Raw genomic sequence first — 25,697 nt, forward strand, 5'->3', positions numbered from 1 at the left:
CTCTCCCTCTCTCCCCTTCTCCCCCTCCAAACTACCGCATCTTCTGCGACCAGATCCGTGTGGGGAGACCCCAAACGTAAATGAAGCCTTCAGCGGCTTTATGGTCGAACTGGTCGTCAGAGCCGTAAGTGGCCAGTTCGTCGGTGTACAGGGTGTTGGCGGATTTGCGGCCGACGATGGTAGCGGTTCCTTTAAAGAGTTTGACCCGGACTACCCCAGTGACTTGTTTTTGGGTTTCTCGGACGAACGCATCTAACGCCCCTTTGAGGGGACTGAACCACAGTCCGTTGTACACGAGTTGGCTGTAGGTTTCCTCGATTCCCCGTTTGTACTGGGTGACATCTTTCGTCAGTGTCAGACTTTCGAGGTCGCGGTGGGCTTGAATCAGCGTCATCAACGCGGGAGCTTCGTAGATTTCCCGCGATTTAATTCCCACCAGGCGGTTTTCAATCATGTCGATGCGACCGACACCGTGGCGTCCGGTGATGTCGTTGAGGGTGGCGACGAGTTTTACCGGAGAGAGGGCTTCGCCGTTGATGGCGACTGGAAATCCTTCCTCAAAGCCAATTTCAACGTATTCGGGTTCGTTGGGCGTTTCGGCGATCGCGGTCGTCATCGCGAACACTTCTTCGAGGGGTTCGTTCCAGGGATCTTCGAGGGGCCCGGCTTCGATGCTGCGTCCGAGAAGGTTGCGATCGATACTGTATGGGGAAGACTTCTTGACGGGAGAGGGAATCCCGAAGCGTTCTCCGTAGGCGATGGTTTCTTCGCGGCTCATTCCCCACTCGCGAGCTGGGGCGAGTACTTTTAGGTTGGGATTGAGAGCGGCGATCGCGACGTCGAAGCGAACTTGGTCGTTCCCTTTTCCCGTACATCCGTGAGCGACGGCGTCCGCTCCGTATTCTTCGGCGACTTCTACCAGTTTCTTAGCGATCAGGGGACGGGCCAAAGCCGTCGAGAGGGGATAGCGGTTTTCGTAGAGGGCGTTGGCTTGAATGGCGGGAAAGGCGTAATCGGCGATGAATTCTTCTCGAACGTCCGCCACGAGGGACTGACTCGCCCCCGCAGTCAGGGCTTTTTCGCGAACTGGCCCGAGTTCTTCTCCTTGGCCCAAGTCTGCGGCGAGGGTAATTACCTCGTCCACTCCCCATTCTTGCTTCATGTAGGGGATACACACTGACGTATCGACGCCACCGGAATAGGCTAGTACGGCTTTAGTAGCACGACCCATGTGCGTTTCGTTCTCCGTCTCAAAACAACCAGTCTTTTATTATGGGGCATATTCTGGAGCAATTTTCCCCATTTTTTACAGACTTGGCTGGGATTTTACCTCGCTGGGGTCGCGATCGCGACGTGACCGGAAGTTTTTTCGCTCCGTTACAGCTTTCTGTGTTAGCGATCGTTGACAATTTACTCCGTGAAGATCGGCGAAACGGAATGGCGCGATTATTTTTATCGGTCGGCATCCATCTCTACGTAATTTTTAACGACTGTCCTAGTTAGCGGTCGGGACAGTCTAGTTACTTGCAACATAGTCTGGTATCGCAACAAAAAATATTAACAGACTCAAGTTTGGAGGCTGAAATTTATGATGACAGGACCACTCGATCGATTCAAAGAAAAACTTGAAAACAACAGATACTTCTTGCAGAATTTCCTAGTTACTTTAGGTGACACACCTAGACATTCAGAATGCCAAGATCTGGTCAACAGCACTCTATCAATTATTGACTTGCTCTTTCCGTTAATTGACTAAACAAAAGAAATTGCTCACCGGGAGGCTTATGGAGAAACTTCCGGTCATGAAACAAATTTAATCGACGCTCCAAATTTTATGACAAGCTTACAGCAATGTAATCAAGGCATTCAAACTCTAGTTAATTTTATCCAAGCACGCTGTAACGCTGGGTAGTGCTGCACTCTAATGATGCTGGGCAGTCACAATCCTTGCATGGCAAGGACTCAAAAACCAAAGTAGCATTACTCCTCATTACTACCTAAAATTTCAGTCGCTTTCTTTTGATTTTGCTTAGCTTGTTCAGTTACTGCTTCTAAAGCTGCATTGGCCAGGCCAATTAATGGAATCAGTTGTTGCCAATCTAAATCAGAAGGAGGAAATCTATCATAGTGATACTTGACAGGAGAATTCATAAGGATAAGGTGGTCTGAACCAATAATGGAAATTTCTGAATGAGGGGAGATTTTTGAGTGACCTCCCCATTTTTACTTTACTCCCAAGGGAAATCGTTAGAGTTGGAGTCTACCTCAGAGTTGATGTTCCGGGCGCGATCGAACTCGTAAGGCTGCACGACAGTAGCTGTCACCGAAACCGCTTCAGACTCATTTTCGGGTTCCGGTTCTGACTCAACTTCCGCTTCGGATTCGGGTTCCGGTTCGACTTGGATTTCCGGTTCCGGTTCCGGTTCTAATTCAGCCTTCGATTCCGGTTGCGACTCCAACAGTTGAGAAATCGACGAACCGGGGTTTTTCTTACTGAATACCAAACTTCCGTCTTCCTCGGGACAATCGACGTAAATCGTATCTCCCGCGCCGAATTCCAACTCTAACAACTTCGTAGCGATCGGGTTTTCTAACTCCCGTTGAATCGCCCGTTTCAGCGGACGCGCCCCATATACGGGATCGTAACCCACATCGGCGATGTAATCCTTCGCCGACTCCGACAGCACGATTTGAATTTTCTGTTCGGCTAACAACGACTCGATCCGCAAAATCTGAATTCCCACGATTTCCCGCAACTGAGACTTACCCAGGGGATGGAAGATAATCAAATCGTCTACGCGGTTGAGAAATTCCGGGCGGAACTGCGATCGCAACGCCTCGTAAACCCGCGATCGCATCTCTTCGTAATCCGCCTCTTGTCCGGCGACATCGAGAATATACTGAGAACCGATATTACTCGTCATCACAATGACGGTGTTGCAGAAATTCACCGTTCGCCCTTGAGAGTCCGTAATGCGCCCGTCGTCAAGAACTTGTAATAAAATGTTAAAAACATCCGGGTGTGCCTTTTCCACCTCATCGAACAACAACACCGAATAGGGCATCCGCCGCACCGCTTCAGTGAGTTGTCCGCCTTCGTCGTAGCCCACGTACCCCGGAGGCGCACCCACCAGGCGCGACACCGAATGTTTCTCCATATACTCCGACATATCAATGCGAACCAACGCATCGCGATCGTCGAAGAGAGACGCCGCCAACGCCCGCGCCAACTCCGTTTTACCCACGCCCGTCGGCCCCATGAACAGGAACGACCCGATCGGACGCAGGGGGTCTTTCATCCCCGCCCTGGCGCGACGAATCGCCGCCGCCACCGCTTCGACCGCCTCCGACTGTCCCACGACGCGGCGGTGAAGCTGTTCTTCGAGTTTCAGGAGTTTCTGACGTTCCGTTTCTAAGAGACTGTTGACGGGAATTCCCGTCCATTTGGCGACGATTTCAGCGATGTCCGCTTCCGTCACCTGTTCCCGCAGCAACGCCGATCCGTCCGACTGCAACTTCAACAGTCCGGCTTCTTTCTCTTCCAAGCCTCGCTGTAACTGTTCCAACCGACCGTATTTCAACTGCGCCGCCGTATTCAAATCGTAATTACGTTCGGCTTGTTCGATTTTCAGCCGCAGTTGTTCTTCCTCTTCCTTGAGAGCGTTGATTTCGTCGAGAAGCTGCTTTTCGTGTTGCCATTGAGAACTGAGGCCCTCTTGTTTTCCCTTCAGTTCCACCATTTCTTCTTCGATGCGATCGAGCCTATCTTGCGCTGACGAATAGGCTCCCCTCGCGCCACGCTGTTCCTCTCCTTCCAGGGAGAGTTTTTCCATTTCCAACTGCATCAAGCGGCGATCGACATCTTCCAATTCCGTCGGTTTCGACGTAATCTCCATCTTCAACTTCGCCGCCGCCTCGTCGATGAGATCGATCGCCTTATCCGGTAAAAAGCGATCGGTCACATAGCGGTTCGACAGCGTCGCCGCCGCCACCAACGCCGAATCCGTCATCGTAACGCCGTGGTGAACCTCGTAGCGTTCCTTCAACCCCCGCAAAATCGAGATCGTCGCTTCCACGTTCGGCTGTCCCACGTAAACCTGTTGAAACCGCCGTTCGAGGGCTTTATCCTTCTCAATGTGCTTGCGGTATTCCTCTAAGGTCGTCGCGCCGATGCAGCGTAGTTCTCCCCGTCCTAACATGGGTTTGAGGAGGTTTCCCGCATCCATCGTTCCTTGAGAACCGCCGCCACCCGCGCCGATGACGGTGTGCAACTCGTCGATAAACAACACGATTTGACCGTCGGAGTGGGTGACTTCCCGAATCACCGATCGCAACCGTTCCTCGAACTCGCCGCGAAACTTCGCCCCGGCGATCAAACTTCCCATATCCAGGGAAATCAACTGACGGTTTTTCAACGATTCGGGAACGTCGCCGTTGACGATACGTTGCGCTAACGCCTCGGCGATCGCCGTTTTACCCACCCCCGGTTCCCCAATCAACACCGGATTGTTTTTGCGGCGTCGGGAGAGAACCTGAATCACCTGGCGGATTTCCTCATCTCGTCCGATTACGGGATCGAGTTTTCCGGCTCTCGCTTGTTCCGTGAGGTCGCGCCCGTACTTTTCTAAGACGTTATACTGATTTTCTGGCGTCGCGTCTTTCACCTTGGCGCTTCCGCGCATCGACTTAATCGCGGCGGCGATTTTCGACTGATCCGATTCGAGAGCTTGTAGCGTTTTACTCCCGATGCGATCGTCCTCCGCGAAACCCAGTAACAGGTGTTCGATCGAAATATGAGAATCGTCGAAATTCTGCCGCGCCAGTTCCGCCTTGTCCAGCATGGTATCGAGATGTCGTCCCAGATAAAGCTGATCGACGATTCCCATACGTGGGTGTCGCTTGGCGAAAGCGTCCAGCTTTTGCGCCAACTGTGCCGGATCGACCCCTGCCTTTTGTAAAATTTGATGGGAGAATTCCGCCGACTCCAACAGCGCGAGAACGACGTGTTCGACTTCTAAATTTGGATTTCGATAACGTTTCGCCACGTCCTGAGACGAAACGATCGCGTCCCATGCTTTATCGGTAAACTTCGACGGATCGGTTGGTTGCATTTCTGGCAGTATTTCGGAACTATGCAGTCTTAAGCTGTCGCTAAGGAAACAGGAAAACCTCTGGGTGCAGTCGCAGTCAGCCAATATCGATCGCTGTTGGTCGCGTGAGCTCTACCCCTGCCAACGTTAACGGACTTCTAGGCCGTCCACGACTGACACCTTCGCCTTCCCTCTCTTAGTTTAAAAGACGGTCAAAGCTGGGGATCTCGATCGAAAGCAACTAATAGTACATTAAAATGAAAGTCTTCCCACAAGACAAACGAACCGAAGAACTGGTGAAGTTCGATGGCTCGCTTGTCAAGTTCTGTTTGAGAATCTTAACACGATCGACTTCGTTGGGAAGTCCGATGTCGTTCCATAGTCCCCTGGTAGCAAACCGTGACAGAAGAGAAGCGTTACAAGGATACCGTCAATCTCCCCCAGACTGACTTTAATATGCGGGCGAACGCCGTCGTGCGCGAACCCGAACTGCAACAGTTTTGGGAAGAGCAACAAATCTACCAAACCCTGTCGCAGAACAACCCCGGAGATCCCTTCATCCTGCACGACGGTCCCCCCTACGCCAACGGCGCCCTTCACATCGGTCACGCCCTCAACAAAACCCTCAAAGATATTATTAACCGCTACCAGCTCCTTCGGGGTCGTAAAGTTCGCTACATCCCCGGTTGGGACTGTCACGGCTTGCCCATCGAACTGAAAGTCTTACAAAAACTCAAATCCTCAGAGCGTAAAGAACTAACGCCGTTAGCGCTGCGGGCTAAAGCCAAAGCCTTCGCCCTCAAAACCCTCGACGAACAGCGCGACAGCTTCAAACGCTATGGCGTTTGGGGCGATTGGGATCGTCCCTATTTAACCTTAAACCCCGAATACGAAGCTGCTCAGATTGCCGTGTTCGGAGAAATGGCGCTCAAAGGCTACATTTACCGAGGGTACAAACCCGTTCACTGGAGTCCCAGTTCCCAAACTGCGTTGGCTGAAGCCGAACTGGAATATCCCGAAGGGCATATTTCCCCGAGTTTGTACGCCGCTTTTCAACTGAGCGAACTCAGCGACAGCCTCAAAGAGCGTCTGAGCGACTATATGCCCGATTTGTGGGTAGCCATCTGGACGACGACGCCGTGGACGATTCCGGGGAACTTGGCGGTTAGCGTAAACGCCGAGTTGAATTACGCCGTGGTCGAAACAGCCTTGGAATTTGAGGAAGCGGCCGGAAAATTCCTCATCGTAGCCGCCGATGCGATCGCGCGACTCGAGGCCACCTTCGGCAGCAAGTTGACCGTCCTCGAAACCGTCAAAGGCCAAGACCTAGAAGGCTGTACCTACAAACATCCCCTGTTCGATCGCACCAGTCCCGTGGTCGTCGGCGGCGATTACGTCACCACCGAATCGGGAACCGGACTCGTCCACACCGCCCCCGGTCACGGGTTAGAAGACTATCAAGTCGGCTTGCGCTATAACTTGCCGATTCTCTCCCCCGTGGACGAAAACGGCCGGTTTACCGAAGAAGCCGGCCCCTTCGCCGGACTCAACGTCCTCAAAGACGCCAACGAAAAAATCGCCGAAGCCCTCAAAGAAAACCATTCCCTACTCAAACAAGAGCCTTACGAACACAAATATCCCTACGACTGGCGCACCAAAAAACCTACCATTTTTCGGGCGACGCAACAGTGGTTTGCCTCCGTCGAAGGCTTCCGCGACGCGGCCTTAGACGCCATCCGGGAAGTTACTTGGATTCCCGATCGCGGCGAAACCCGGATTACCTCGATGGTCAGCGAGCGATCGGACTGGTGCATCTCTCGCCAGCGGAGTTGGGGCGTTCCCATTCCCGTCTTCTACGACGCCGAAACCGACGAACCCCTCATGACCGAGGAAACCGTGAACCACGTTCGGGACATCATCGCCGAGAAGGGTTCCGATGCTTGGTGGGAACTGCCCGTAGAAGAACTGCTTCCCGAGTCTTACCGAAACAACGACCGCACCTACGTCAAAGGCACCGACACGATGGATGTCTGGTTCGATTCCGGTTCCTCCTGGGCGGCGGTGGCGAAAAAGAAAGGGCTAGGCTATCCCGTGGATATGTATCTCGAAGGCTCCGACCAACACCGAGGCTGGTTCCAATCGAGTTTGTTAACCAGTGTTGCCACCGAGGGACAAGCCCCCTATAAAACCGTTTTGACTCACGGCTTCGTTCTCGACGAACAGGGACGGAAACAGAGTAAGTCCCTGGGAAACGTCGTCGATCCCGCCGTGGTGATTAACGGCGGCAACAACCAAAAACAAGAGCCGCCTTACGGGGCTGACGTGCTGCGGTTGTGGGTGTCGTCGGTGGACTACGCTAACGACGTTCCCCTCGGAAAAAACATCCTCAAACAAATGGCGGACGTTTACCGGAAAATCCGCAACACGGCGCGATTTTTGCTGGGGAACCTGCACGACTTCAACCCGGAAACCGACGCGGTGGAGTACGACGAGTTACCGGAGTTGGATAAATACATCCTTCACCGCACTTGCGAAGTGATGGACGAGGTCACGGAGGCGTTCGACAGCTATCAGTTTTTCCGGTTCTTCCAAACCGTGCAGAACTTCTGCGTGGTGGACTTGTCGAACTTCTATCTCGATATCGCCAAAGACCGACTGTACATCAGCGAGGCTAAGGCGTTCCGCCGTCGAAGCTGTCAGACAGTGTTGGCGGTGTTGGTGGAGACTTTGGCGAAGGCGATCGCTCCGGTTCTCTGTCACATGGCTGAAGATATCTGGCAGAACCTTCCTTACGAGACGCCGTATCAGTCGGTGTTTGCAGCCGGTTGGCCGAAGCTGGAAGAACGCTGGCGTCGATCGGAACTCTCCCAACGCTGGCAAACCCTGCGCTTCTACCGTACCGAAGTGAATAAAGTGATGGAGAAGGCCCGAACTGACAAACAAATTGGGTCTTCCCTGGAAGCAAAAGTGCTGCTGTACGTTCCCGACGAAGCCGATCGCGCCAAACTCAGCGAGATGAACCCCGACCTGGCGGTTCCGCCGCGTACCGTAGAACCGGAACCCGAAACCCCCGTCAGCGAAGCGACGGAGGCTGAAGTGGAAGACTCGGCAGAAACCCCGGAAGGAGATGACTCCTCGACAAAGGCTGGAAAACTGGCGCTTCCTGATTGGGAAAATCTCGAGGTGCGCGATGTGGTTGACTTTATCGTAGACGCGCCGGGATACGCCGTTGAGTTCTGGAAGAGTTACTATCGCGTGTTCCGCAATTTGGCAATTCTGGCCGGATTGGGGGCAGCCCTGTACGTTTCTTCGAGCTTCCTGGCGGCGGTGAACCGTCTGCTGCTGTTACCGGAACTGTTTACGGGAATCGGCTTTACCTATTCGATGTGGTTCGGCTATCGGAATTTGCTGTTTTCTAGCGATCGCCAGCGGTTATCGGGGCAAGTTGCAGATTTGAAAGCCAAAATCGTCGGCACGGACGCCACTGTGGCCGTCTCCGCCGCCGACGTTCCCGACGTGCCAGAGTTACCGCCCACTTCCGCACCAGCCTTACCCACCGTTGGCGATATTAACCCCGGAAACGGAGTAGACGAGCTGCGCTATTTATTCATCAGCTCTCAAGTGGAGTTGTTGGACTCTCCCGAGGCGTTAGAAGGCTTGGAGTACGCCAGCCGTCAGGAAAGCCTGGGCATCGGCATCGTCAACGCCGAGGGTCAGAAGTGCGAGCGGTGCTGGAACTACTCGAGTCACGTCGGCGAAGCCCCCGAACATCCGACGCTCTGCGAACGTTGCGTGGAAGCCTTAGACGGCAATTTCTAAGGTGATGAGGTGATGGGGTAATGAGGTGAGGTGAAATTCTCCCCGGCTCCCCCTCTTCCCCTCTTCTCCTCTCCCGGTTGGAGGCGGTGCGTGACGCGGGAATTTACATTATCCTGACTTCGGCGTCCTTTGAAAGCCCGCGTCACGGCACCCTACGCTCCCCCTCTCCCCGGCTCTTCCTCTCCCTTGCTCCCCCTCTCGATTTATCATGGCGATCGACAAAAACTGTTTGAGGAGCGAACGAGTTTCATGCAATGCGATCGTTGGTCGTCTGTGATTTTGTCGCTGTTGGTGTTGGCAGCACCGGCTACAGCGGCGTCGATTTCCTCCGAACCCCGCCAACTGGCTCAAATCGAACTCGATCCCCTGTGCCGTCAGGTGTATCGAGATGTCGAAAACGGCTTGTCGATTCACGTCGAACCGAGTCCGTTTTCTCGGGCGATCGCCAACGTCGCCCCCAACGAACGGCTGCGACTGGCGGACAATTACCGTGCCATTCAAGGGCCGGAAGGACAAAACTGGATTCCGGTGACGTTCCCCGCCGATGGTTACGTGAATAATGGGTTTCCCAACGGCCGAAGTAACTTAGTTCTCTGTCAGCCGTTCGTATGGGGCGATGTCGAACAGCCACAACCGACGCGTCCCCAACCCCGTCCTCCGGTATCGGGAACCACCTGCCGCCGCGTCTTAGTCGAAGAAGGTCTCGTGGTACGCAGCGCCCCGAGTACGGCTTCGGCAATTGTCGGCGGCGTGGGGGCTAACGAGGAAATTTTCGTACCGCTGCCTCTGACCTCCATTGTGGGTGACGAAGGACGCAGTTGGGTCGAAATCGTCTCGCCGCTGCGGGGGTACGTCTCGAGTGGCTATCCCAACGACGGCAGCAACCTCGGTGCTTGTTTTTAAACTGATTCTTCGAGAAGCGCTCGACGTGCCTGTTTGAGTCGTTCTACGGCGTCTTGGTAGCCTTCCCGAGACGCCCAAACGAGCGCTGTCCAAGTGTTGCCGTCTTTGGCTCGAATATCGGCACCGTGACCGAGCAGTACGTCGAGAACCTCGAGACGACCGTGACCGGCTGCCACCATTAACGCCGTGACGCCGGAATTCATGCAAGCGTTGATGTCTGCGCCTGCGGCTAACAACAAGCTGACGATGCCGCGATGTCCGGCTGCGGCCGCTGCCATCAAGGGCGTCCAACCGTCGTTATCGGCTGCGTTGGGATCGGCTCCGGCATCGAGCAGACGACGGGCGATGGAGGCGTGGCCGGATTCGGCTGCGGCAATGAGGGCGGTGGTGCCGTCGTCGTTGGTTGCGTTGGGATCGGCACCGTTAGCTAATAGAATTTCGAGTTCTTGCCAGTCTCCCGACCTGGCAGTTGCGATCGCGTTTTGCATCGTTTTTTACCTTTCTTTTTCTATTTTAACGAGTTTGGGGAGCGAGAGTTCTCAGAAAGAAGATCCGTATTTTCCGATCCGTGCTAGAATACCGCCGTTTATAGTCGTTGAGTCACGCAAGTTATTGCAGCGGGACGACTGCCCAACCCTGTTGTTTGTCGTGTGAGGTTGAGAAAAAACCATGTCGATCGTATTGGTAACGGGATCTGCGGGATTGATCGGCTCTGAATCTGTTCGCTTTTTTTGCGATAAAGACTTTACAGTGGTCGGCATCGACAACAATATGAGAGAAGCCTTTTTTGGGGAGGGTGCATCGACGCTTTGGAATCGCGATCGCCTCCTCGAAAAATATGGAGATAAATATATTCATCATCACAGCGACATTCGCGATCGAGAGGCAATTTCAGAAATTTTTAAAACCTACGGGAGCGAGATCGAACTGATCGTTCACACCGCCGCACAGCCGTCTCACGATTGGGCGGCTCGCGACCCGTTTACTGATTTTACAGTTAACGCCAACGGTACGTTAAACCTCCTCGAAAATACGCGTCAGCATTGTCCTGACGCGGTTTTTGTTTTTTGCTCGACCAATAAGGTGTACGGGGACAATCCGAACTTGCTCCCCCTCGTCGAACTCGAAACCCGGTGGGAAATTGAAGAAAGTCATCCGTTTTACGATGGCATCGACGAAACTATGAGTATCGATCGCTGCAAACACTCTCTGTTTGGCGCATCGAAGGTCGCTGCTGATGTTTTAGTTCAAGAATACGGACGGTATTTCGACATGAAAACCGCTTGTTTTCGCGGCGGTTGTTTGACGGGGCCGAGTCATTCGGGTGCAGAACTTCATGGTTTTTTGTCGTATTTAATGAAATGTACGGTAACGGGAAAACCCTACAATATTTACGGATATAAAGGAAAACAGGTTCGTGACAACATTCACAGCTACGATTTAGTGAATGCTTTTTATCACTTTTATCAAAATCCTCGAGTGGCAGAAATTTACAACATTGGCGGTGGGAGATCGAGTAACTGTTCGATGCTCGAAGCGATTCATCAGTGTGAAGAAATCGCCGATAAAAAATTGAATTGGGAATACCGCGAAACCAATCGCATTGGCGATCATATTTGGTGGATTGGCGATCTGAAATCGTTTAAGTCTCACTATCCCGAATGGGATTTGACATATAACGTTCGCGATATTCTCGAAGAGATTTACACGCAAAATGTCGATCGCTGGTAAACGTCGCTACGGATTGGATTTTATTGAGAACTATACGATCGCAATAGGAGGATAACAAAAAATAATATTTACTTCTAAAAAATCGAGCGCTTGAGCTGTCAATTTTTTGAATTTTTTGCCAAGCCTAAACCGTCCGATTGGAACGCGATCGCAACTTCGGCGCCAATGTCGATCTGACCGATAAAACGACATAGGGGAAACCATGAAAGTACCAAGCCCGTTTCCAACGCTTCAGAAGCTATTTCAAAAGCTCGCTCAAAAACGAGTCGTTCGCTTTCTCGGGGGTGGGGGAGTCGCCGCCGCGTTCAACTTAATATTAATGTTCTCGTTCGTGGAACTGGGAGGCTGGGATACTGTAATTTTACGCAACACCGCCAACGCAATTTCCATCGAACTCTCTCTACTGCTGAGTTTCTTTATTTACCGAACTTGGGTGTGGACTGGAGGAAACTGGCGTCTTCGGGACGTATTACTGCGTCAACTCCCCTTATATCACCTCTCGGCAGGTTGTTCCGTACTTTTACGGATTTTCGCCATTTTCCCCTTTCTCGATTGGTTGGGGGTGAGTTACGGTGTTAACACCCTCATCGGGATTCTGGTGAGTGCGACAACGAACTATCTCCTCAGCGATCGCCTGGTATTTCGCTCGAACCGTCCCGAACTCCGTCCTGAAAGTCTAGAACCCGCGTTCGCTAACGCCAGCGATTCCCCACGCCGCGATGAAGACAAAGCGCAGGAAACCGTTCGTCCCGTATCCTTATTTTCTCTAGTAATTCCGGCACACAACGAAGAAGGCTCGATCGCCGAAACGGTCAACGAGATCGCGCGAGTTCTCGACGATCGCGACGTGCGTTACGAATTCCTCGTGGTGAACGACAACAGCCGCGATCGCACCGAAGAAATCTTGCAATCCCTCAGTCGCGAAAACCCTTGCGTGCGCTACGTTAACAACTATTACCCCAACGGCTTCGGTTTCGCCGTGCGCTGCGGCTTAGAACAGTTTCGAGGAGATGCTGTCGCCGTCGTGATGGCGGACGGTTCCGACTCCCCCGAGGACATCCTCAACTACTACGACCTGCTACAAGAAGGCTACGACTGCGTGTTCGGTTCTCGCTTCGTGCGCGGCGGACGGGTTATCGACTATCCAACCCACAAACTCCTCATCAACCGCTTGGCCAACCTCTTCGTTCAAGTGCTGTTCGGCTTGCGCTACAACGACACGACCAACGCCTTTAAAGCCTATCGTCGCGAAGTCATCGAGGGAATTCAACCGATTCTGTCGCACCACTTCAACCTCACCGTCGAACTTCCCCTCAAGGCGATCGTGCGCGGCTACACCTATGTTGCAACTCCGATTAGTTGGCGCAACCGCAAAGCTGGAGTCTCTAAGCTGAAAATCAAAGAAATGGGAAGTCGCTACCTCTTCATCGTCCTCTACATTTTGCTCGAACGGTGGCTGTCTCGAGGTGATTACGTCCGCAAAACTCCCCGATCCCAACCCCACCACTTTCGCGTTGGCGTCGCGTCGAACGAGAGTATCTCTCGCTAAAAACGAGAGTTTATTTCAAACAGAACTTACGCATTTACACCATTTGTAGGGTGGGCAATGCCCACCGACCTCTACATTTAGTTTGGTTAACGCTGAAGTGCGTAAGTCCTATCAAAGTTAGGATTTCAACTTGAGGCAAATTGAGGAGTGTATGAGTCAGCGCGTTTTAATTACCGGAGGTGCGGGATTCGTCGGAAGTTCTCTCGGATTGGGACTGGCGAAACGTCATCCCGACTGGCAGATTATCGCTCTAGACAACCTCAAACGGCGGGGTTCGGAGTTAAACCTTCCCCGTCTCAAGCAAGCGGGAATCGAGTTCGTCCACGGCGACGTTCGCAATCCTGAAGACCTCGCTCCAGAAGTTCTCAAACCGACGTTAATTTTAGAATGTTCGGCGGAACCGTCGGTGTTGGCGGGATACGGATCGCCGGGATATCTATTACAAACCAATTTAGTCGGCACGATTAACTGTTTGGAATTGGCACGAGCCACCCAAGCCGATTTTATTTTCCTATCGACGAGTCGCGTCTATCCGATCGCCTATCTGAGCCGACTCAACTATCGCGAAACCGACACTCGCTTTCAACTGCTCGACGAACAACCGTTTCCCGGTGCGTCGCAACAGGGTATCGCTGAAGATTTTCCCCTCGATCGCGCGCGATCGCTCTACGGAACCACCAAACTGGCCTCGGAACTCCTCATCGCTGAATACGCTGACGCGTACGACCTCCGCACCCTCGTCAACCGCTGCGGCGTGTTAACGGGGTCTTGGCAAATGGGAAAAGTAGATCAGGGGGTGTTTGCGCTGTGGGTGGCGCGACATTACTTCCAAAAACCGCTGAAATATATCGGCTACGGTGGAACGGGGAAACAGGTTCGGGATTTTCTGCACGTGGCGGATTTGCTGGATTTAATCGATTTACAATTGCAACAGTTTGAGGATCTCAAGGGCGAAACTTTTAATGTCGGAGGTGGGTCTCAAAATCAAGTTTCTCTGTACGAAACGACACAAATTTGTCAGGAGGTGACGGGAAACCGGATCGACATTTTGCCCGTTCCCGAAAACCGTCCCGGCGACGTGCCGATTTTTATCACCGACTCTCGTAAAGTGATGGCGCGAACGGGATGGCAGCCGAAACGAGATATTCTCGCGACTCTCACTGAAATTTACGACTGGATGGTTCGGGAAACGGACAGTATTCAGAAGATTTTTTTGTGAAAAAATTTTTGTTAAAAATTAGCAATTCGATCGAGGGACGCGATGTCATTTAAAATTTATTTTTTTAGATATTTTCGATCGCGATCGCATCTATTTGGCCAACGCCGATTCAAAAAACATATCGTCCGATACAGCACTTTTTGATATATTGTGGTATATATTTCGATCGAATCGAATACTGACATTTAAAATTTAAAGAATTCTCATGAAAACTTCTGAACGCGAACTTCAACAAGGATATCAGCTTCGCTTTGCTCGCATTGCCAATTATCGCCGTAAAGTCTGGAAAATACTGGTGACGCGCTATTTTCAAGATCTCGTTGGCGAACGTCGAGATATTCTCGATCTCGGTTGTGGTTGGGGAGAGTTTATCAATCAAGTTCGCGCTCGAAAAAAGTATGCAATGGATCTCAATCCCGACGCGAAAGACTATCTCGAGTCAGAGGTTCGTTTTATCCATCAAGATTGTTCGCAGTCTTGGCCGGTTTCTGAGGCGTCGCTTGATGTCGTGTTTACGAGCAATTTTCTCGAACATCTCTTGTCGAAAGAGTCTTTGTCTCGCACGATCGCCGAAGCCTATCGCTGTTTGAAACCAGGAGGAAAAATTATCTGTTTGGGACCGAACATCAAATACACGGGTGGAGCTTATTGGGACTTTTTCGACCATCATTTACCCTTGACGGACGCTTCGATTTCTGAAGTTTTACAACTTCGAGGATTTCAAATTCAAACTTGTATTCCTAAATTTTTACCTTATACGATGGCTAACGGGAAGCAACCTCCGTTGTGGACAGTTCCGCTTTATATTTCGATGCCGTTGGCTTGGCATTTCTTAGGTAAGCAGTTTTTAGTCGTTGCCTGTAAAAACTAATTCGAGTGATTCAAGATTTTTTTAAAATTCTACTAATAAGAATAAAAAAGGAACCGATCGACTTGTTAGATAAACATTCTAACTTGTGGTCGAAATTTTATCTGCCGCTTTACGCGATTCCTTTTCTGATTACTTTCTTGTTTGTCGATCGCTTCGGGGTAGACGTTCCCGTTTTCGACGCGTTAGTGTTGACAGATTTATTTCACGAAATCGATTTCGGGACGGCTGATTTTTTAGACTTTTGGAGACTTCACAACGAGCATCGATTTGTCATTCCGAGATTTGCGATCGCCACTCTTGCCTTTTTGACCGATTGGAACACGAAAACGCAGCAGTACGCGAGCGTTATGTTAGCGATCGCGATCGGAATTTCACTGTATTGGATTGCCAGAAAAAAAAACGGCGATCGCGTTTCTCCGCTGACTGACATCGCGATCGCCATTGCACTCGGCAGTCTCGTGCAATATGAGAATTGGCTTTGGGGATTTCAGATCGCTTGGTTTTGGATAAATCTGTGTTTCGTCCTGGCGATCGCCCTCCTGTCTCACGAGAACCTCCAGCATTGGCGCGATCGCCATTTCGGTCTCGCCGCCTTATTCTGTGGGTTGGCGAGTTTTTCCTGCGCTCACGGACTCCTTACGTGGTTGGCCGTTTTACCGTGCGTGTGGGTGAAAAGTCGGCACGCTCAAAAACCCCGACGGTGGCTTCTCGTCTGGTGTAGTGGGTTCGTCGCCACCGTGCTGTTGTACTTCATCGACTACCACAAACCCGCTCACGCTGTCGATCCGAGTCATGTTCTCAAACACCCCCGAGAAGGACTCGAATTTTTTTTCGCGCTCGTCGGACACCCCTTTTCCTCGGCATCTTCAGCGGCGATCGCCTGGGGAATTGCCCTCTCGCTCGCTAGTCTGGGCTGTTTTTGGCTGTTTTGGCGCGATCGCACTAACCGAGAGGCGATCGCACCCTGGATCTCCTTAATGTTGTTTAGTCTCGGCTTTGCCGCGATGACCACGGTAGGACGGTCGAGTTTGGGACTGACCACAGCACTCGCCTCCCGCTACACCACCGTCAGCCTGCTACTGTTCGTCGGACTCCTTTACACGGGACAGTATTACGCCGAGATTGCAACTCGCCCGTGGCAAGGGAAGGTTCGCTTCGGCTATCGTGCGATCGTGGCGTGCGTTGCGGTGATGTTGGCGGTCACGTCGCTGTCCGTTTGGGAACTGGGGAAAGACTTCCGCAACCATCGACTCTTCTTACGAACCTGTTTGTCACTCGTCGGATATATGGAGGACGACGCTGAAAGTAGCTGCGTGCGACGACTGTATCCCGACGCCAAAATCGTAAAATACTGGTGGTCTCCCCGCCTCGATCGCTTGGGATTTTTCGAGCGATCGCACGCCGTCGAATTTCGCGATCGCCCTCAGCCCTCTTGCGGGTATCTCGATCGTTCCCAGTCGTCGCAAGTCGTCGAGTTATCCGATCGCGGAACGGCGATCGTGTCGGGTCGAGTCCGCTTCGAGAACTGTCAAACGGTTCTACCGATCGTCTTTTTGTCTCGAAACGACAGTACGGAGATGTTTGCCAGCGATCTCATCGGAGATTTTGTCGATTCGAGTCGAGAACCCGAAACTTGGACAGTCCAGTTTGTCAGTCGCGATTTACAACCCGGTCGCCACTCGCTTCGGGCGTGGGTTTACGATCCCGAACGCTCGGCGTTCCTATCTTTATACAATTCCTTAGACTTGCGCGTTGTGGATTAAACTCGTACAGTTCGAGTTTATGAACTAAGTGGTCGAGTTTGTCGATCGCGCGTCCCCGTCCCTCGAATCGATAGAAAAGGTGAAAATTCGTTTCCCGTCCAGTACGATTTGGCTCCTCGGCCTGTCTGCGATCTTTGCCAGTCTCGTGGCAGCGTCGATCGCCTATTTCGGCGTCAACTTTCCCATTTGGGACGAGTGGGACACCCCCGGACTGATGTTCGTCAAACTCCACGACGGCACGATCGATCTCAGTCAAGGTCGATGGAACTGGGGCTACTGGATCGCCCAGCACAACGAAAGCCGCAAATTCTTTCCGAGACTGATTTTAGTAAGTTTGGCGTCCGTGACGAACTGGAACATCAAAGTAGAAATGTTCCTGATTTTGGGTTTGATGGCCGCGATCGCCCTCACCCTATACGCCCTCAGTCGCCTAACCCTCACCCGTACCCCGCGATCTCGCCTCAACGCACTGGCGATCGTCGCCAACCTCCTCGTCTTTTCTCTGATTCAATACGACAACTTTCTCTTCGGACTGCAAGTGTGCGTATTGCTGTCTTTGAGCGCGATCGTCTTGGGGTTGCTCGTGGCGCAGACTCGCTTTCCTCTCTGGCTGAAAACCCTCGTGGGTATTTTACTGTGCCTCGTCAGTACGTATTCGTTTTCTAACGGCGTACTCAGTTGGGTCGTGGTCTTTCCCGCTATTTTCTTTCCCGAAACCCTACGCTGGCGGGAGATCGGGCGGCGTCTGTTTTGGGCGACAGTCTGGATCGCGACGATGGCGGTCAATCTCGGATTTTACTTTCGCAACTACGTCAAACCCCCCGACCATCCCGGTTGGGACGAAGCCGTCCGACACCCACTCGAGGCGGTTCGTTATTTCTTCGTCTTCTTAGGTGGACCGCTCGGATTTCACGACATCCCAGCGGCGACGGTCGTGGGGGCGATCGTGTTTGGGGTTTGGTCGGCGATGGTGGTGGCTCTCCTGTGGAACAGTGCGACGACCTTGCAGGAGGGAAAATCCGGTTTCGAGAACGCTCTAGAGCACCGTTGGGATCTCTCTGAGTTAAATCGCGCCAAAAGCTGGATAATGCTGGGGGGATATTCTATCCTCAGCGGTCTGTTTGCGGCGTTGGGTCGCGTGGGATTTGGAATCGAACAGGCGATTTCGCCACGCTATACGACCTTTTCACTGTACGCGATCGTCTCGGCGATTTATTTAGGAGCGTTGCTGGCCGAACGAGATAAGACGGTTGAAGTGTCTTCGCCTCGGCGTCGTTGGCTTTCTCGGGGAGTTTACTTACTGCTCGGTATCGGACTGGTATTACATCTTAAAACGAGCGCTTTTGCCCTCGACGGGATGTACGTTCGTAAAACCGACACGCTCCACGCTCAGGCTTGTACGCTGGCCATCGACGTGTTGCGAGACGACGACTGTTTGCGCCGTTACGTTTATCCCGACCCCGATCGCCTGTACGACCACGCGATCGCCATTAACGACTTGGGGTATCTTTCTCCTCCGCTGCTCGAGAGTGACGACGTGCGCGACTTTAGTGCGTCGCTGGAGTCCGAGACCGCTCGGGGATTCTTCGACGCTCTCGTTCCCCTGTCGGGCGATCGCTACCAAGTTCGGGGCTGGGCCGAACTCACCGAACGTTCCCTGTCGGCGGCCGATCTGGTGTTGTTGACCTACACGACGGATTTTGGAGCCGAAAAACCCTTTGCCATTATCGACGATCGCGAGTTTCGCCCGGACGCACTTCATGCCGGTCTTCCCCGAGACACTCAACTCGGCTGGAGCGGTGAATTTGCGCGATCGCAGCTCCCGAACCGCTCGCTAGTCGTGAAAGCTTGGGCGTTCGACGCGACGACGGCTCGGGCGCATCTTTTAACGGGAAGTTTCGAGCTAACACCGACACCGTGAGATCTCGCTCGAGAGTCGCACTAACCATGAGTCATCCCGGAGATCCCCGGCATCTTGGAGATGCCGGGGATCTGGCTCGAATTTAAATACATAAAATATGTAGTTTGTCAATCCCCAATCTCGAAAAGTTTTCTGCACCACTAAGCCGTGAGATCTCGCTCGAGAGTCGCACTAACCATGAGTCATCGAACCCGACAAATCTTACAAGTCGTCGCACCTTGGATTTTGGGTGTTGCAGTCGCGATTTACTTCACGTTAGCCACGTTACCTTCGCCGTATATTTTTATTACCTCCGGTTTAGATGCCTCTTGGAGCTTTGCGTTAACTGAAACGGTACTGAAGGGTTTGCAATTCGGACGCGATGTCATTTTCACGTACGGACCGCTCGGCTATTTGGCAGCCGGATCGATCGTTCCAGAGAACGTTTTAACCGCCGTCACTTTTAAGATCGGCGTTCATATTGCGTTAGTTTTCGCGGTTGTTATTTGTGTTTTTCAGTATAAAAATAACCTCGATCGCGTCTTGTGGATCGTTTCTTCTTTATTCTTGTTTCACGCGGCGTTTTCAATAGACTACAAAGCGTTATTTTTGTATTTAATTCTTTTATTATGGTCAGTTCGTCCGCCCTTTCAAGCCTCAAAGCGATCGACAATATCGAGAGGTTACTCTCTCTTTTTAGGAATTGTCGCCGGTTTTTTAGCCTTAATTAAATTTACGCTCGGCGTCGCGACGGTCGGTGCGCTGTTTCTCGTGCAGTTTTTTCGAGCCGTGTCGATCGCCAAAACGCAAACCCTCTCAGAGCGAAACCGAGCGATCCTGGCTGTTTGGGATTCCGTCGTCGGGGCGACCTCGACGGCGTTCGTGTTTGTCGCGGTGAACCCGCCGGACAACGCGGTTCGACTCCTGCTCTACGGGGCGATCGCCGTTGTCGTCAGTGGAGTGGTGCAAAAAGTTCGTCAGACCGATCGAGATCGGCTCTTTGACAAACGTTTCGATCTCTTCAGAGCCAGCAGCCTCGCCTATGGAATTTACAGCATTTTGCTGTTGGCGACCGTGTTGGTGTTCGATCGCTCGCTCCTCGATTTCGTCCGAGGATCTCTCGAAGTTTCTTCGGGATACTCCAGTGCGATGAGTTACATCAGCTCGCCGTTAGAATTAGGATTAGCCCCGATCGAAGCCACACTCGTCGCCAGTGTCATGGGGCAGCGGTGTGATTGGCGGCGATCGGGATTTTACCTGGGTCTGGCCTTCGTCCTGTGGATCGCGTTCAAACACGGCTTCGTCCGCCAAGACGCCCACGTTCTGCTGTATTTCTTCTGCGTTCCCTTTATCGCCTCCCTCGTCTGTGCCGGTCGCAGCAACGTTTCGCGTCAGTCTTCTTGGGGACGCGTCGTCAGCGCGATCGCGATCGCCGTTGCCGTCCTGTACGTGGCGAAACCCGACGTGTTAGGACAAGTCGGTCTGCGACCCTGGCCGTTTTGGCAGAGCTTCACCCCCAAATACGTCCACAACCAAATTTTCAGTTTCAACGTCGATCGCGTGGCGAGCGTTCTCGAAGATGCCAACCAATGGAATTTCGAGCGATTGAAACTTCCCGCCAAGGTGCGAGAACACCTCGGCAACAAAACTGTCGATATCGTGCCTTGGGAACTGACCCTCGCACCGGCCAACGGGTTGAATTGGCAACCGCGACCGACGCTTCAATCCTACTTGTCTTATACGAAATTTCTCGATCGCGCCAACGCCGCCAATTTAGACGCCCATCCGAGAGACCACTTTCTTTATCAATTTCGCGCGATCGACGGACGACACGCCTTTTTTGACGAACCCGAAACCTTCTCGTCGCTGCTGTGTCGCTATCGCCTCTCGCCCCAGTTTCCAACCTTCGTGCAAACGGAAGCCGTCTCCGATTTAATGGTGTTCGATCGCCGAGAGACGAACCCCTGTCAGATCGCCGCTCCCCTCAGCTCGCAATCGGTAGGATGGGGCGAGACGGCGACCGTTCCCCAAGCCGCGCGATCGCTCGTCAGAGCCTCGATTTCGGTATCGTATTCGCCCTGGGGCAAATTCTACAAAACACTGTTTCGCGCCGCTCCCGTGCGCCTCAAGGCGGTGTATCGCGATGGCGGAGAAGCCTCCTATCGCCTCCTTCCCGGTAACGCTGAAAACGCGCCGATCGTCAGTCACTTACCCCGAGAATCCGACGAAGCTCTCGTCTTTTTCCAATCCCTCGATCGCGCCGATCTGCCGTTCCCCGCTCCCGTGGCGTCGATTGCGTTTGAAACAGACAATCGGTTCGTTTACGCGCCGAAGATCGAGGTGACGTGGATTCCCCTGGGCTGGGAGTCCGGCGATCGCACCCCTAAAAGCGATCTTTGAGGTCTCGAATGCGAGCGAAGGTTCGGACGCGATCGTGGCTGTTGGCGGCGGTTTGTAACGCCTCGCTGTCCCAACGGAGAAACGGATTGGTGCGTTTCTCGACCCCCAACCACGAGGGAACGGTGGCTTCGTGGCGTTTCCGCAGGGTTTCGACGTTGCGATATCGCGTGTGTAACTCCCGGTTGTCGGGATCGACGGTGAGGGCGAATTTGAGATTTTTTAGGGTGTATTCGTGGGCGCACCAGACGCGGGTTTTGTCGGGGAGCGATCGCAGCTTCGTCAGGGAATCGACCATCTGGGCGGGGGTTCCCTCGAACAGTCGCCCGCATCCCCCTGCGAACAGGGTATCGCCGCAAAACAACTCACCGGGTTCGCCGTCGCCAACGGGAGGGAAGTAATAGGCGATGTGGGCGCGAGTGTGACCGGGAACGAAAAACACGTCGGCCTCTCGGTCGGAAAACGAGACGCGATCGCCTTCGTTGAGAAAGACCTGTTGTCCGGGGATGCGATCGCGATCTTCGGCACCGCCGTAGACGGTGAGATTGGGGAAACGCTTCATCAGTTGGCGGTTTCCGCCCACGTGGTCGGCGTGGTGATGGGTGTTGAAAATGGCGACGAGGGTGCAGTCGAGTGCTTCGAGCTGGCGAAGTACGGGGTCGGCTTGGGCGGGATCGACAACGGCGGCCTCTTGACGATCGCCATCGACTATAAGATAAATGTAGTTATCGGATAGGGCGGGAAGTCGGTAGATCTCCATGGCTCCGATCTCCTGATAGGCTTAGCGTCGTTAGGTCTTTACTTGAAAATCCTATCGCAACTGCTGACGGAAGCGACCCACTGTCATTCGCAACTGCTGACGGAAGCGACCCACCGTTTTTTAAATGTCTGTCTGCGGTCTAGACGTTCGTTCGTATCCTATAAATTCGTTTGTACGCAAATATGGCTAAAGCTTCTCAGGGTAAACCCAACGTGACGCTTCAGCAGTCGATCGAACGCATTCTCGACTCGAACCGCATTAGCCGTCAAGACTATCTCCAGTTAACCTCTGCCATGTTAGCGGGGAAAGGGCTGACAGATGAAGATTATCGCCAACTGAACAGCGTGTTCGATCGCTTTCAACTCGGACGGTTGAAGGTGGTAGACGAGCGATCGAGCAGTTAAGTTCGCAGAAGTTTAAATCGAGTGCTGTAGATTGGGGGGTTGAGGACTCCCGATCGCCACAGCTCTGTTAGCGATCGAGATTTTAAGGTTACGATACGTTCAAAAGGGCGCATCTCAGAAACGTCAATCGATATGAGAAGATAAGAGGTTTAACCTCAAACCTTCGTGATTTTACCGACTATTGCGTTTGCGTAAAAAACGTTAAAAGCACGCTGTCTCGAAGGTTTTCTCGAAATCTACCATCGATCGTCTTTCAACTGATTTAAACTTCCATGAACCAACCCTGTGAGATCGACATCTCTGTGGTCGTTCCTATTTATAACGAAGAAGAGAATCTCGATTATTTATTCGATCGCCTCTGTCGAAATCTCGACAAAATTGGTTTGACTTACGAAATTGTCTGTGTCAACGACGGAAGCCGCGATCGAAGCTTGGTTGAATTAATTCGTCACCACCAACAAAATTCTGCTATTAAAGTCGTCAACCTTTCGCGAAACTTTGGTAAAGAAATTGCGCTCACAGCCGGTATTGACTACGCTCGCGGTCGAGGTGTCGTTCCCATCGACGCCGATTTACAAGACCCTCCAGAACTGATCGAAGTTATGGTGAATAAATGGAAGGAAGGTTACGATGTCGTATATGCCAAGCGAAGAGCGCGTCAGGGCGAAACCTGGTTCAAGCGCTTTACGGCGAATAATTTTTATCGCATTATCGGTAGAATGAGCGACGTTCCCATTCCGCGAGATACAGGGGATTTTCGCTTAATGGATCGTCGAGTCGTCGAGGCTCTCAAACAACTTCCCGAACGCAATCGGTTTATGAAAGGGTTGTTTGCATGGGTGGGTTTCGAGCAAATTGCGATCGAATACGATCGCGATCCCCGCTACGCCGGAACCACGAAATGGAATTACTGGAAACTCTGGAACTTTGCACTCGACGGTATCGCTGCGTTTAGTTCGCTTCCGTTAAAAATTTGGAGCTACCTCGGTTTAGCGATTTCGCTACTTTCTCTGATTTATGCGGGGTTTTTGATCGTCCGAACGGTTATTTCGGGAATTGACGTGCCGGGATATGCATCGTTAATGGTTGCAGTCTTGTTTCTCGGCGGCATTCAATTGATTAGCTTGGGGGCGATCGGAGAATATTTAGGGCGCATTTACGAAGAAGTTAAAAAGCGACCACTTTATTTTGTCAGGGATACTTACGGTTTGTAATTGCATCGATTATATCCATTTACATAAAACATAAGGAAAAATACTGTGAGAGGACAACCGAACATCGTTCGCTCTAAGCTCTTTGATCGACTCGTCATAATTGGATTTGTACTGTTAGCGATCGCGATCAATTCAAGAATGGTACGTTATGGCTTTAATGGATTGGGCGATCTGCTCTGGCATATTACCTGGGTTCAACATTTTTCACATCAGGTTTTTGAAGGCATTATTTACCCGCGTTGGCTAGCTGGAACGAACTACGGTTACGGAAGTCCAACGTTCGTTTTTTATCCTCCCTTAAGTTACTATCTCGGAACTGGATTAAAAAGTGTCGGGTTGAATATCGAGCAAACGATGTCTTTCCTGTTCACGTTTTTCATCTTTTTGTCAGGATTCAATTTTTATATATACGGACGCTATCGATGGGGAAAAATCGCGGGAGTGGTTGGAGGGATTTACTATATGAGTTTTCCCGCAGTTTTTAACTCAGTTCTGTACGGAAACCTGTCGACCGCTCTGGCAACTGCTTTAATTCCTCTCGGCGTTTACTTGAGCGATCGTGCCGTGTGCGATCGACGGTGGTGTGTTTTTTTAACGCTGTTTGGCTTCTTGCTCGCCCTGAGCCATACCCCAAGCTTACTTTTATTTACGTTAGCGTGGATGGTGTATTTAATCGTTTTAGGACTTCACGGGAATTGGCGATCGATCGTCGCTCCAGCATTCTCGGGAATTTTAGGGTTTGGCATGGCTTCGTTTTATATTCTTCCTGCAATTTTAGAGCAGAAATGGGTAAACATCGATTATATGGCGCAGTCCAAAGGGGGATGGCGAGAAAATATGTTGGGCAGCGAAAGTCTGCCGTTTTTTAAGTTGGATTCTCTCGGACAACCGAACTCAGTGGTCTCTGACGGTCTGCTCTTTTCTGCGGTGTTGTTTATTACCCTGTCCGTCATCGTCCTGACCACCCCAAAAACGCTCAAAAAACAAAATATCTTAAAAGAAGCAGTCGGCTGGGCGATCGCTTTAATTATTTTGACATTTTTGATGAGCCGAGCGTCGGAGTTTTTATGGGAACAATTTACCGTTTTACAAAAAGTTCAGCGTCCGACTCGCCTTTTAAACCTATTTGCCTTCTGTAGTGCGGGATCGGTCGCCACCGCAACTCAGTTAAGTTTAGAAGTCAAAACAGCACTCAAAATTTTACTCGCGTTACTTCTGACCCTGGCGATCGGATTTGGATTGAAGCACTCTTATACCATTTCGAGGGGAATTCCGGTGCTGCACAACCCCGGACGCGGTGAGATCGTGACGCTCGATCGCCTGAAAACCACTTTGTACGACCCCTACAGCGAAACACTGATGGACGTGACCGAATACCGTCCCTTACTTCCCGACGGCCGTCCTTCTCCCGACCCATCTCCGAACCAGCCGAAAGTGCGCGTGGTTGAAGGAGACGCCGAGGTCGAGATCGAGCGGTGGGGAAGTTACGTGCGACAGTTACAAGTCAACGCTGGCAGCTCGACGACCGTTCGCGTGCGAACGTATTACTATCCCGCGTGGAAATTGACGATCGACGGCCAGCGTCGGGATATCGAACGCCCCCCAGACGGAACGATGGAGTTTGTCGTCGAACCGGGGTCTTCTGAAGTGAGGCTCGAATACGGTAGTACGCTTCCTTTCAACCTCGGACTTGCGGCGAGTTTTGCCAGCTTGCTCCTATTTGTCTTCGTGGTAGTCGCTAAAACGTAGTGATATAAAAACTAGACTTGTAGGGTGCATCTCAATGGATGTAAAAACACGAAGCTCTGGATAGGTTGGACTTCGGCAACGCTGCCGTCCACGGGTAGAACGGAGTGGAACCCAACAGCTGCTCGATCGATGATGGAAGCTTGTATCCGATGAATTTACCTTTTTGAGATGCACCCAAATCACTATTGATTGACAACTACCCCGTCCTCGAGTTTGCTCGAAAACTGACAAAGCGTCAAACTTCATCTTCAAAAAGGGTATCCTGAGATTACGGTGTAATTTGTCGATCTGAATACAAGATTTGGGTGCGGTCGAACGGCCGTTCGAC

Annotated in this window: 18 protein-coding genes; 13 read left to right on the forward strand and 5 right to left on the reverse strand. The window is 52.0% G+C overall.

Going from position 1 to position 25,697, the window contains the following annotated elements; translation table 11 throughout:
- Positions 1–31: 31 nt before the first annotated feature.
- Positions 32–1,231, reverse strand: coding sequence for an argininosuccinate synthase (locus tag POG22_RS22225; RefSeq protein WP_498907170.1), 1,200 nt, complete (start codon positions 1,229–1,231; stop codon positions 32–34).
- Between the two features lie 41 nt (positions 1,232–1,272).
- Here POG22_RS22225 and POG22_RS22230 point away from each other — a divergent pair, with 41 nt between their 5' ends.
- Entirely contained in the window at positions 1,273–1,503 is a 231-nt protein-coding gene (locus tag POG22_RS22230; RefSeq protein WP_498907171.1) for a hypothetical protein, read from the forward strand.
- Between the two features lie 477 nt (positions 1,504–1,980).
- Here the strand turns inward: POG22_RS22230 and POG22_RS22235 are convergent, their stop codons facing one another.
- Both POG22_RS22235 and clpB read right to left on the reverse strand, forming a co-directional pair.
- Positions 1,981–2,151: a hypothetical protein gene (locus POG22_RS22235; protein WP_498907172.1), complete on the reverse strand. Its 171-nt coding sequence runs from the start codon at positions 2,149–2,151 to the stop codon at positions 1,981–1,983.
- A 77-nt stretch (positions 2,152–2,228) separates the two neighbouring features.
- Positions 2,229–5,111, reverse strand: a complete 2,883-nt coding sequence (clpB, locus tag POG22_RS22240) for an ATP-dependent Clp protease ATP-binding subunit (RefSeq protein WP_498907173.1) — start codon at positions 5,109–5,111, stop codon at positions 2,229–2,231.
- 378 nt (positions 5,112–5,489) lie between these two features.
- Here clpB and ileS point away from each other — a divergent pair, with 378 nt between their 5' ends.
- Positions 5,490–8,909: an isoleucine--tRNA ligase gene (ileS, locus tag POG22_RS22245; protein ID WP_498907174.1), complete on the forward strand. Its 3,420-nt coding sequence runs from the start codon at positions 5,490–5,492 to the stop codon at positions 8,907–8,909.
- A 129-nt stretch (positions 8,910–9,038) separates the two neighbouring features.
- Entirely contained in the window at positions 9,039–9,812 is a 774-nt protein-coding gene (locus tag POG22_RS22250; RefSeq protein WP_498907175.1) for an SH3 domain-containing protein, read from the forward strand.
- Here POG22_RS22250 and POG22_RS22255 read toward each other — a convergent pair.
- Entirely contained in the window at positions 9,809–10,300 is a 492-nt protein-coding gene (locus POG22_RS22255) for an ankyrin repeat domain-containing protein (protein WP_498907176.1), read from the reverse strand. The genes POG22_RS22250 and POG22_RS22255 overlap by 4 nt on opposite strands.
- Before the next feature lie 181 nt (positions 10,301–10,481).
- Between POG22_RS22255 and POG22_RS22260 the strand changes: the two genes are divergently transcribed.
- The 7 genes from POG22_RS22260 to POG22_RS22290 all read left to right on the forward strand — a co-directional run bounded on the left by POG22_RS22260 (position 10,482) and on the right by POG22_RS22290 (position 21,245).
- Positions 10,482–11,543, forward strand: coding sequence for an NAD-dependent epimerase/dehydratase family protein (locus tag POG22_RS22260; protein ID WP_063716861.1), 1,062 nt, complete (start codon positions 10,482–10,484; stop codon positions 11,541–11,543).
- A 202-nt stretch (positions 11,544–11,745) separates the two neighbouring features.
- A complete protein-coding gene (locus POG22_RS22265; RefSeq protein WP_498907177.1) occupies positions 11,746–13,092 on the forward strand; it encodes a glycosyltransferase in 1,347 nt (448 codons plus the stop codon).
- 151 nt (positions 13,093–13,243) lie between these two features.
- Positions 13,244–14,311, forward strand: a complete 1,068-nt coding sequence (locus POG22_RS22270; protein WP_063716859.1) for an NAD-dependent epimerase/dehydratase family protein — start codon at positions 13,244–13,246, stop codon at positions 14,309–14,311.
- A 205-nt stretch (positions 14,312–14,516) separates the two neighbouring features.
- Positions 14,517–15,182, forward strand: coding sequence for a class I SAM-dependent methyltransferase (locus tag POG22_RS22275; protein ID WP_498907178.1), 666 nt, complete (start codon positions 14,517–14,519; stop codon positions 15,180–15,182).
- 62 nt (positions 15,183–15,244) lie between these two features.
- Positions 15,245–16,945 carry a hypothetical protein gene (locus POG22_RS22280; RefSeq protein WP_498907179.1) on the forward strand — a complete coding sequence of 567 codons (1,701 nt, stop codon included), beginning with the start codon at positions 15,245–15,247 and terminating at the stop codon, positions 16,943–16,945.
- Between the two features lie 79 nt (positions 16,946–17,024).
- Positions 17,025–18,866, forward strand: a complete 1,842-nt coding sequence (locus POG22_RS22285; RefSeq protein WP_498907180.1) for a hypothetical protein — start codon at positions 17,025–17,027, stop codon at positions 18,864–18,866.
- Positions 18,867–19,043: 177 nt separating this feature from the next.
- On the forward strand, positions 19,044–21,245 hold the full coding sequence (locus POG22_RS22290) for a hypothetical protein (RefSeq protein WP_498907181.1): 2,202 nt from the start codon (positions 19,044–19,046) through the stop codon (positions 21,243–21,245).
- On the opposite strand, the gene gloB is transcribed toward POG22_RS22290, so the two are convergent.
- Positions 21,229–22,002, reverse strand: coding sequence for a hydroxyacylglutathione hydrolase (gloB, locus tag POG22_RS22295; protein WP_063716854.1), 774 nt, complete (start codon positions 22,000–22,002; stop codon positions 21,229–21,231). The genes POG22_RS22290 and gloB overlap by 17 nt on opposite strands.
- 182 nt (positions 22,003–22,184) lie before the next feature.
- Here gloB and POG22_RS22300 point away from each other — a divergent pair, with 182 nt between their 5' ends.
- From POG22_RS22300 to POG22_RS22310, 3 genes are all read left to right on the forward strand, one after another.
- A complete protein-coding gene (locus POG22_RS22300) occupies positions 22,185–22,406 on the forward strand; it encodes a hypothetical protein (protein ID WP_017660141.1) in 222 nt (73 codons plus the stop codon).
- Between the two features lie 272 nt (positions 22,407–22,678).
- Positions 22,679–23,620: a glycosyltransferase family 2 protein gene (locus tag POG22_RS22305; RefSeq protein WP_063716853.1), complete on the forward strand. Its 942-nt coding sequence runs from the start codon at positions 22,679–22,681 to the stop codon at positions 23,618–23,620.
- Positions 23,621–23,758: 138 nt separating this feature from the next.
- Positions 23,759–25,369, forward strand: a complete 1,611-nt coding sequence (locus POG22_RS22310) for a 6-pyruvoyl-tetrahydropterin synthase-related protein (RefSeq protein WP_498907182.1) — start codon at positions 23,759–23,761, stop codon at positions 25,367–25,369.
- Positions 25,370–25,697: the final 328 nt, after the last annotated feature.

This window comes from Geitlerinema sp. CS-897, from assembly GCF_028368005.1.
In the GTDB taxonomy this organism is placed as follows: domain Bacteria; phylum Cyanobacteriota; class Cyanobacteriia; order Cyanobacteriales; family Geitlerinemataceae; genus Baaleninema; species Baaleninema simplex.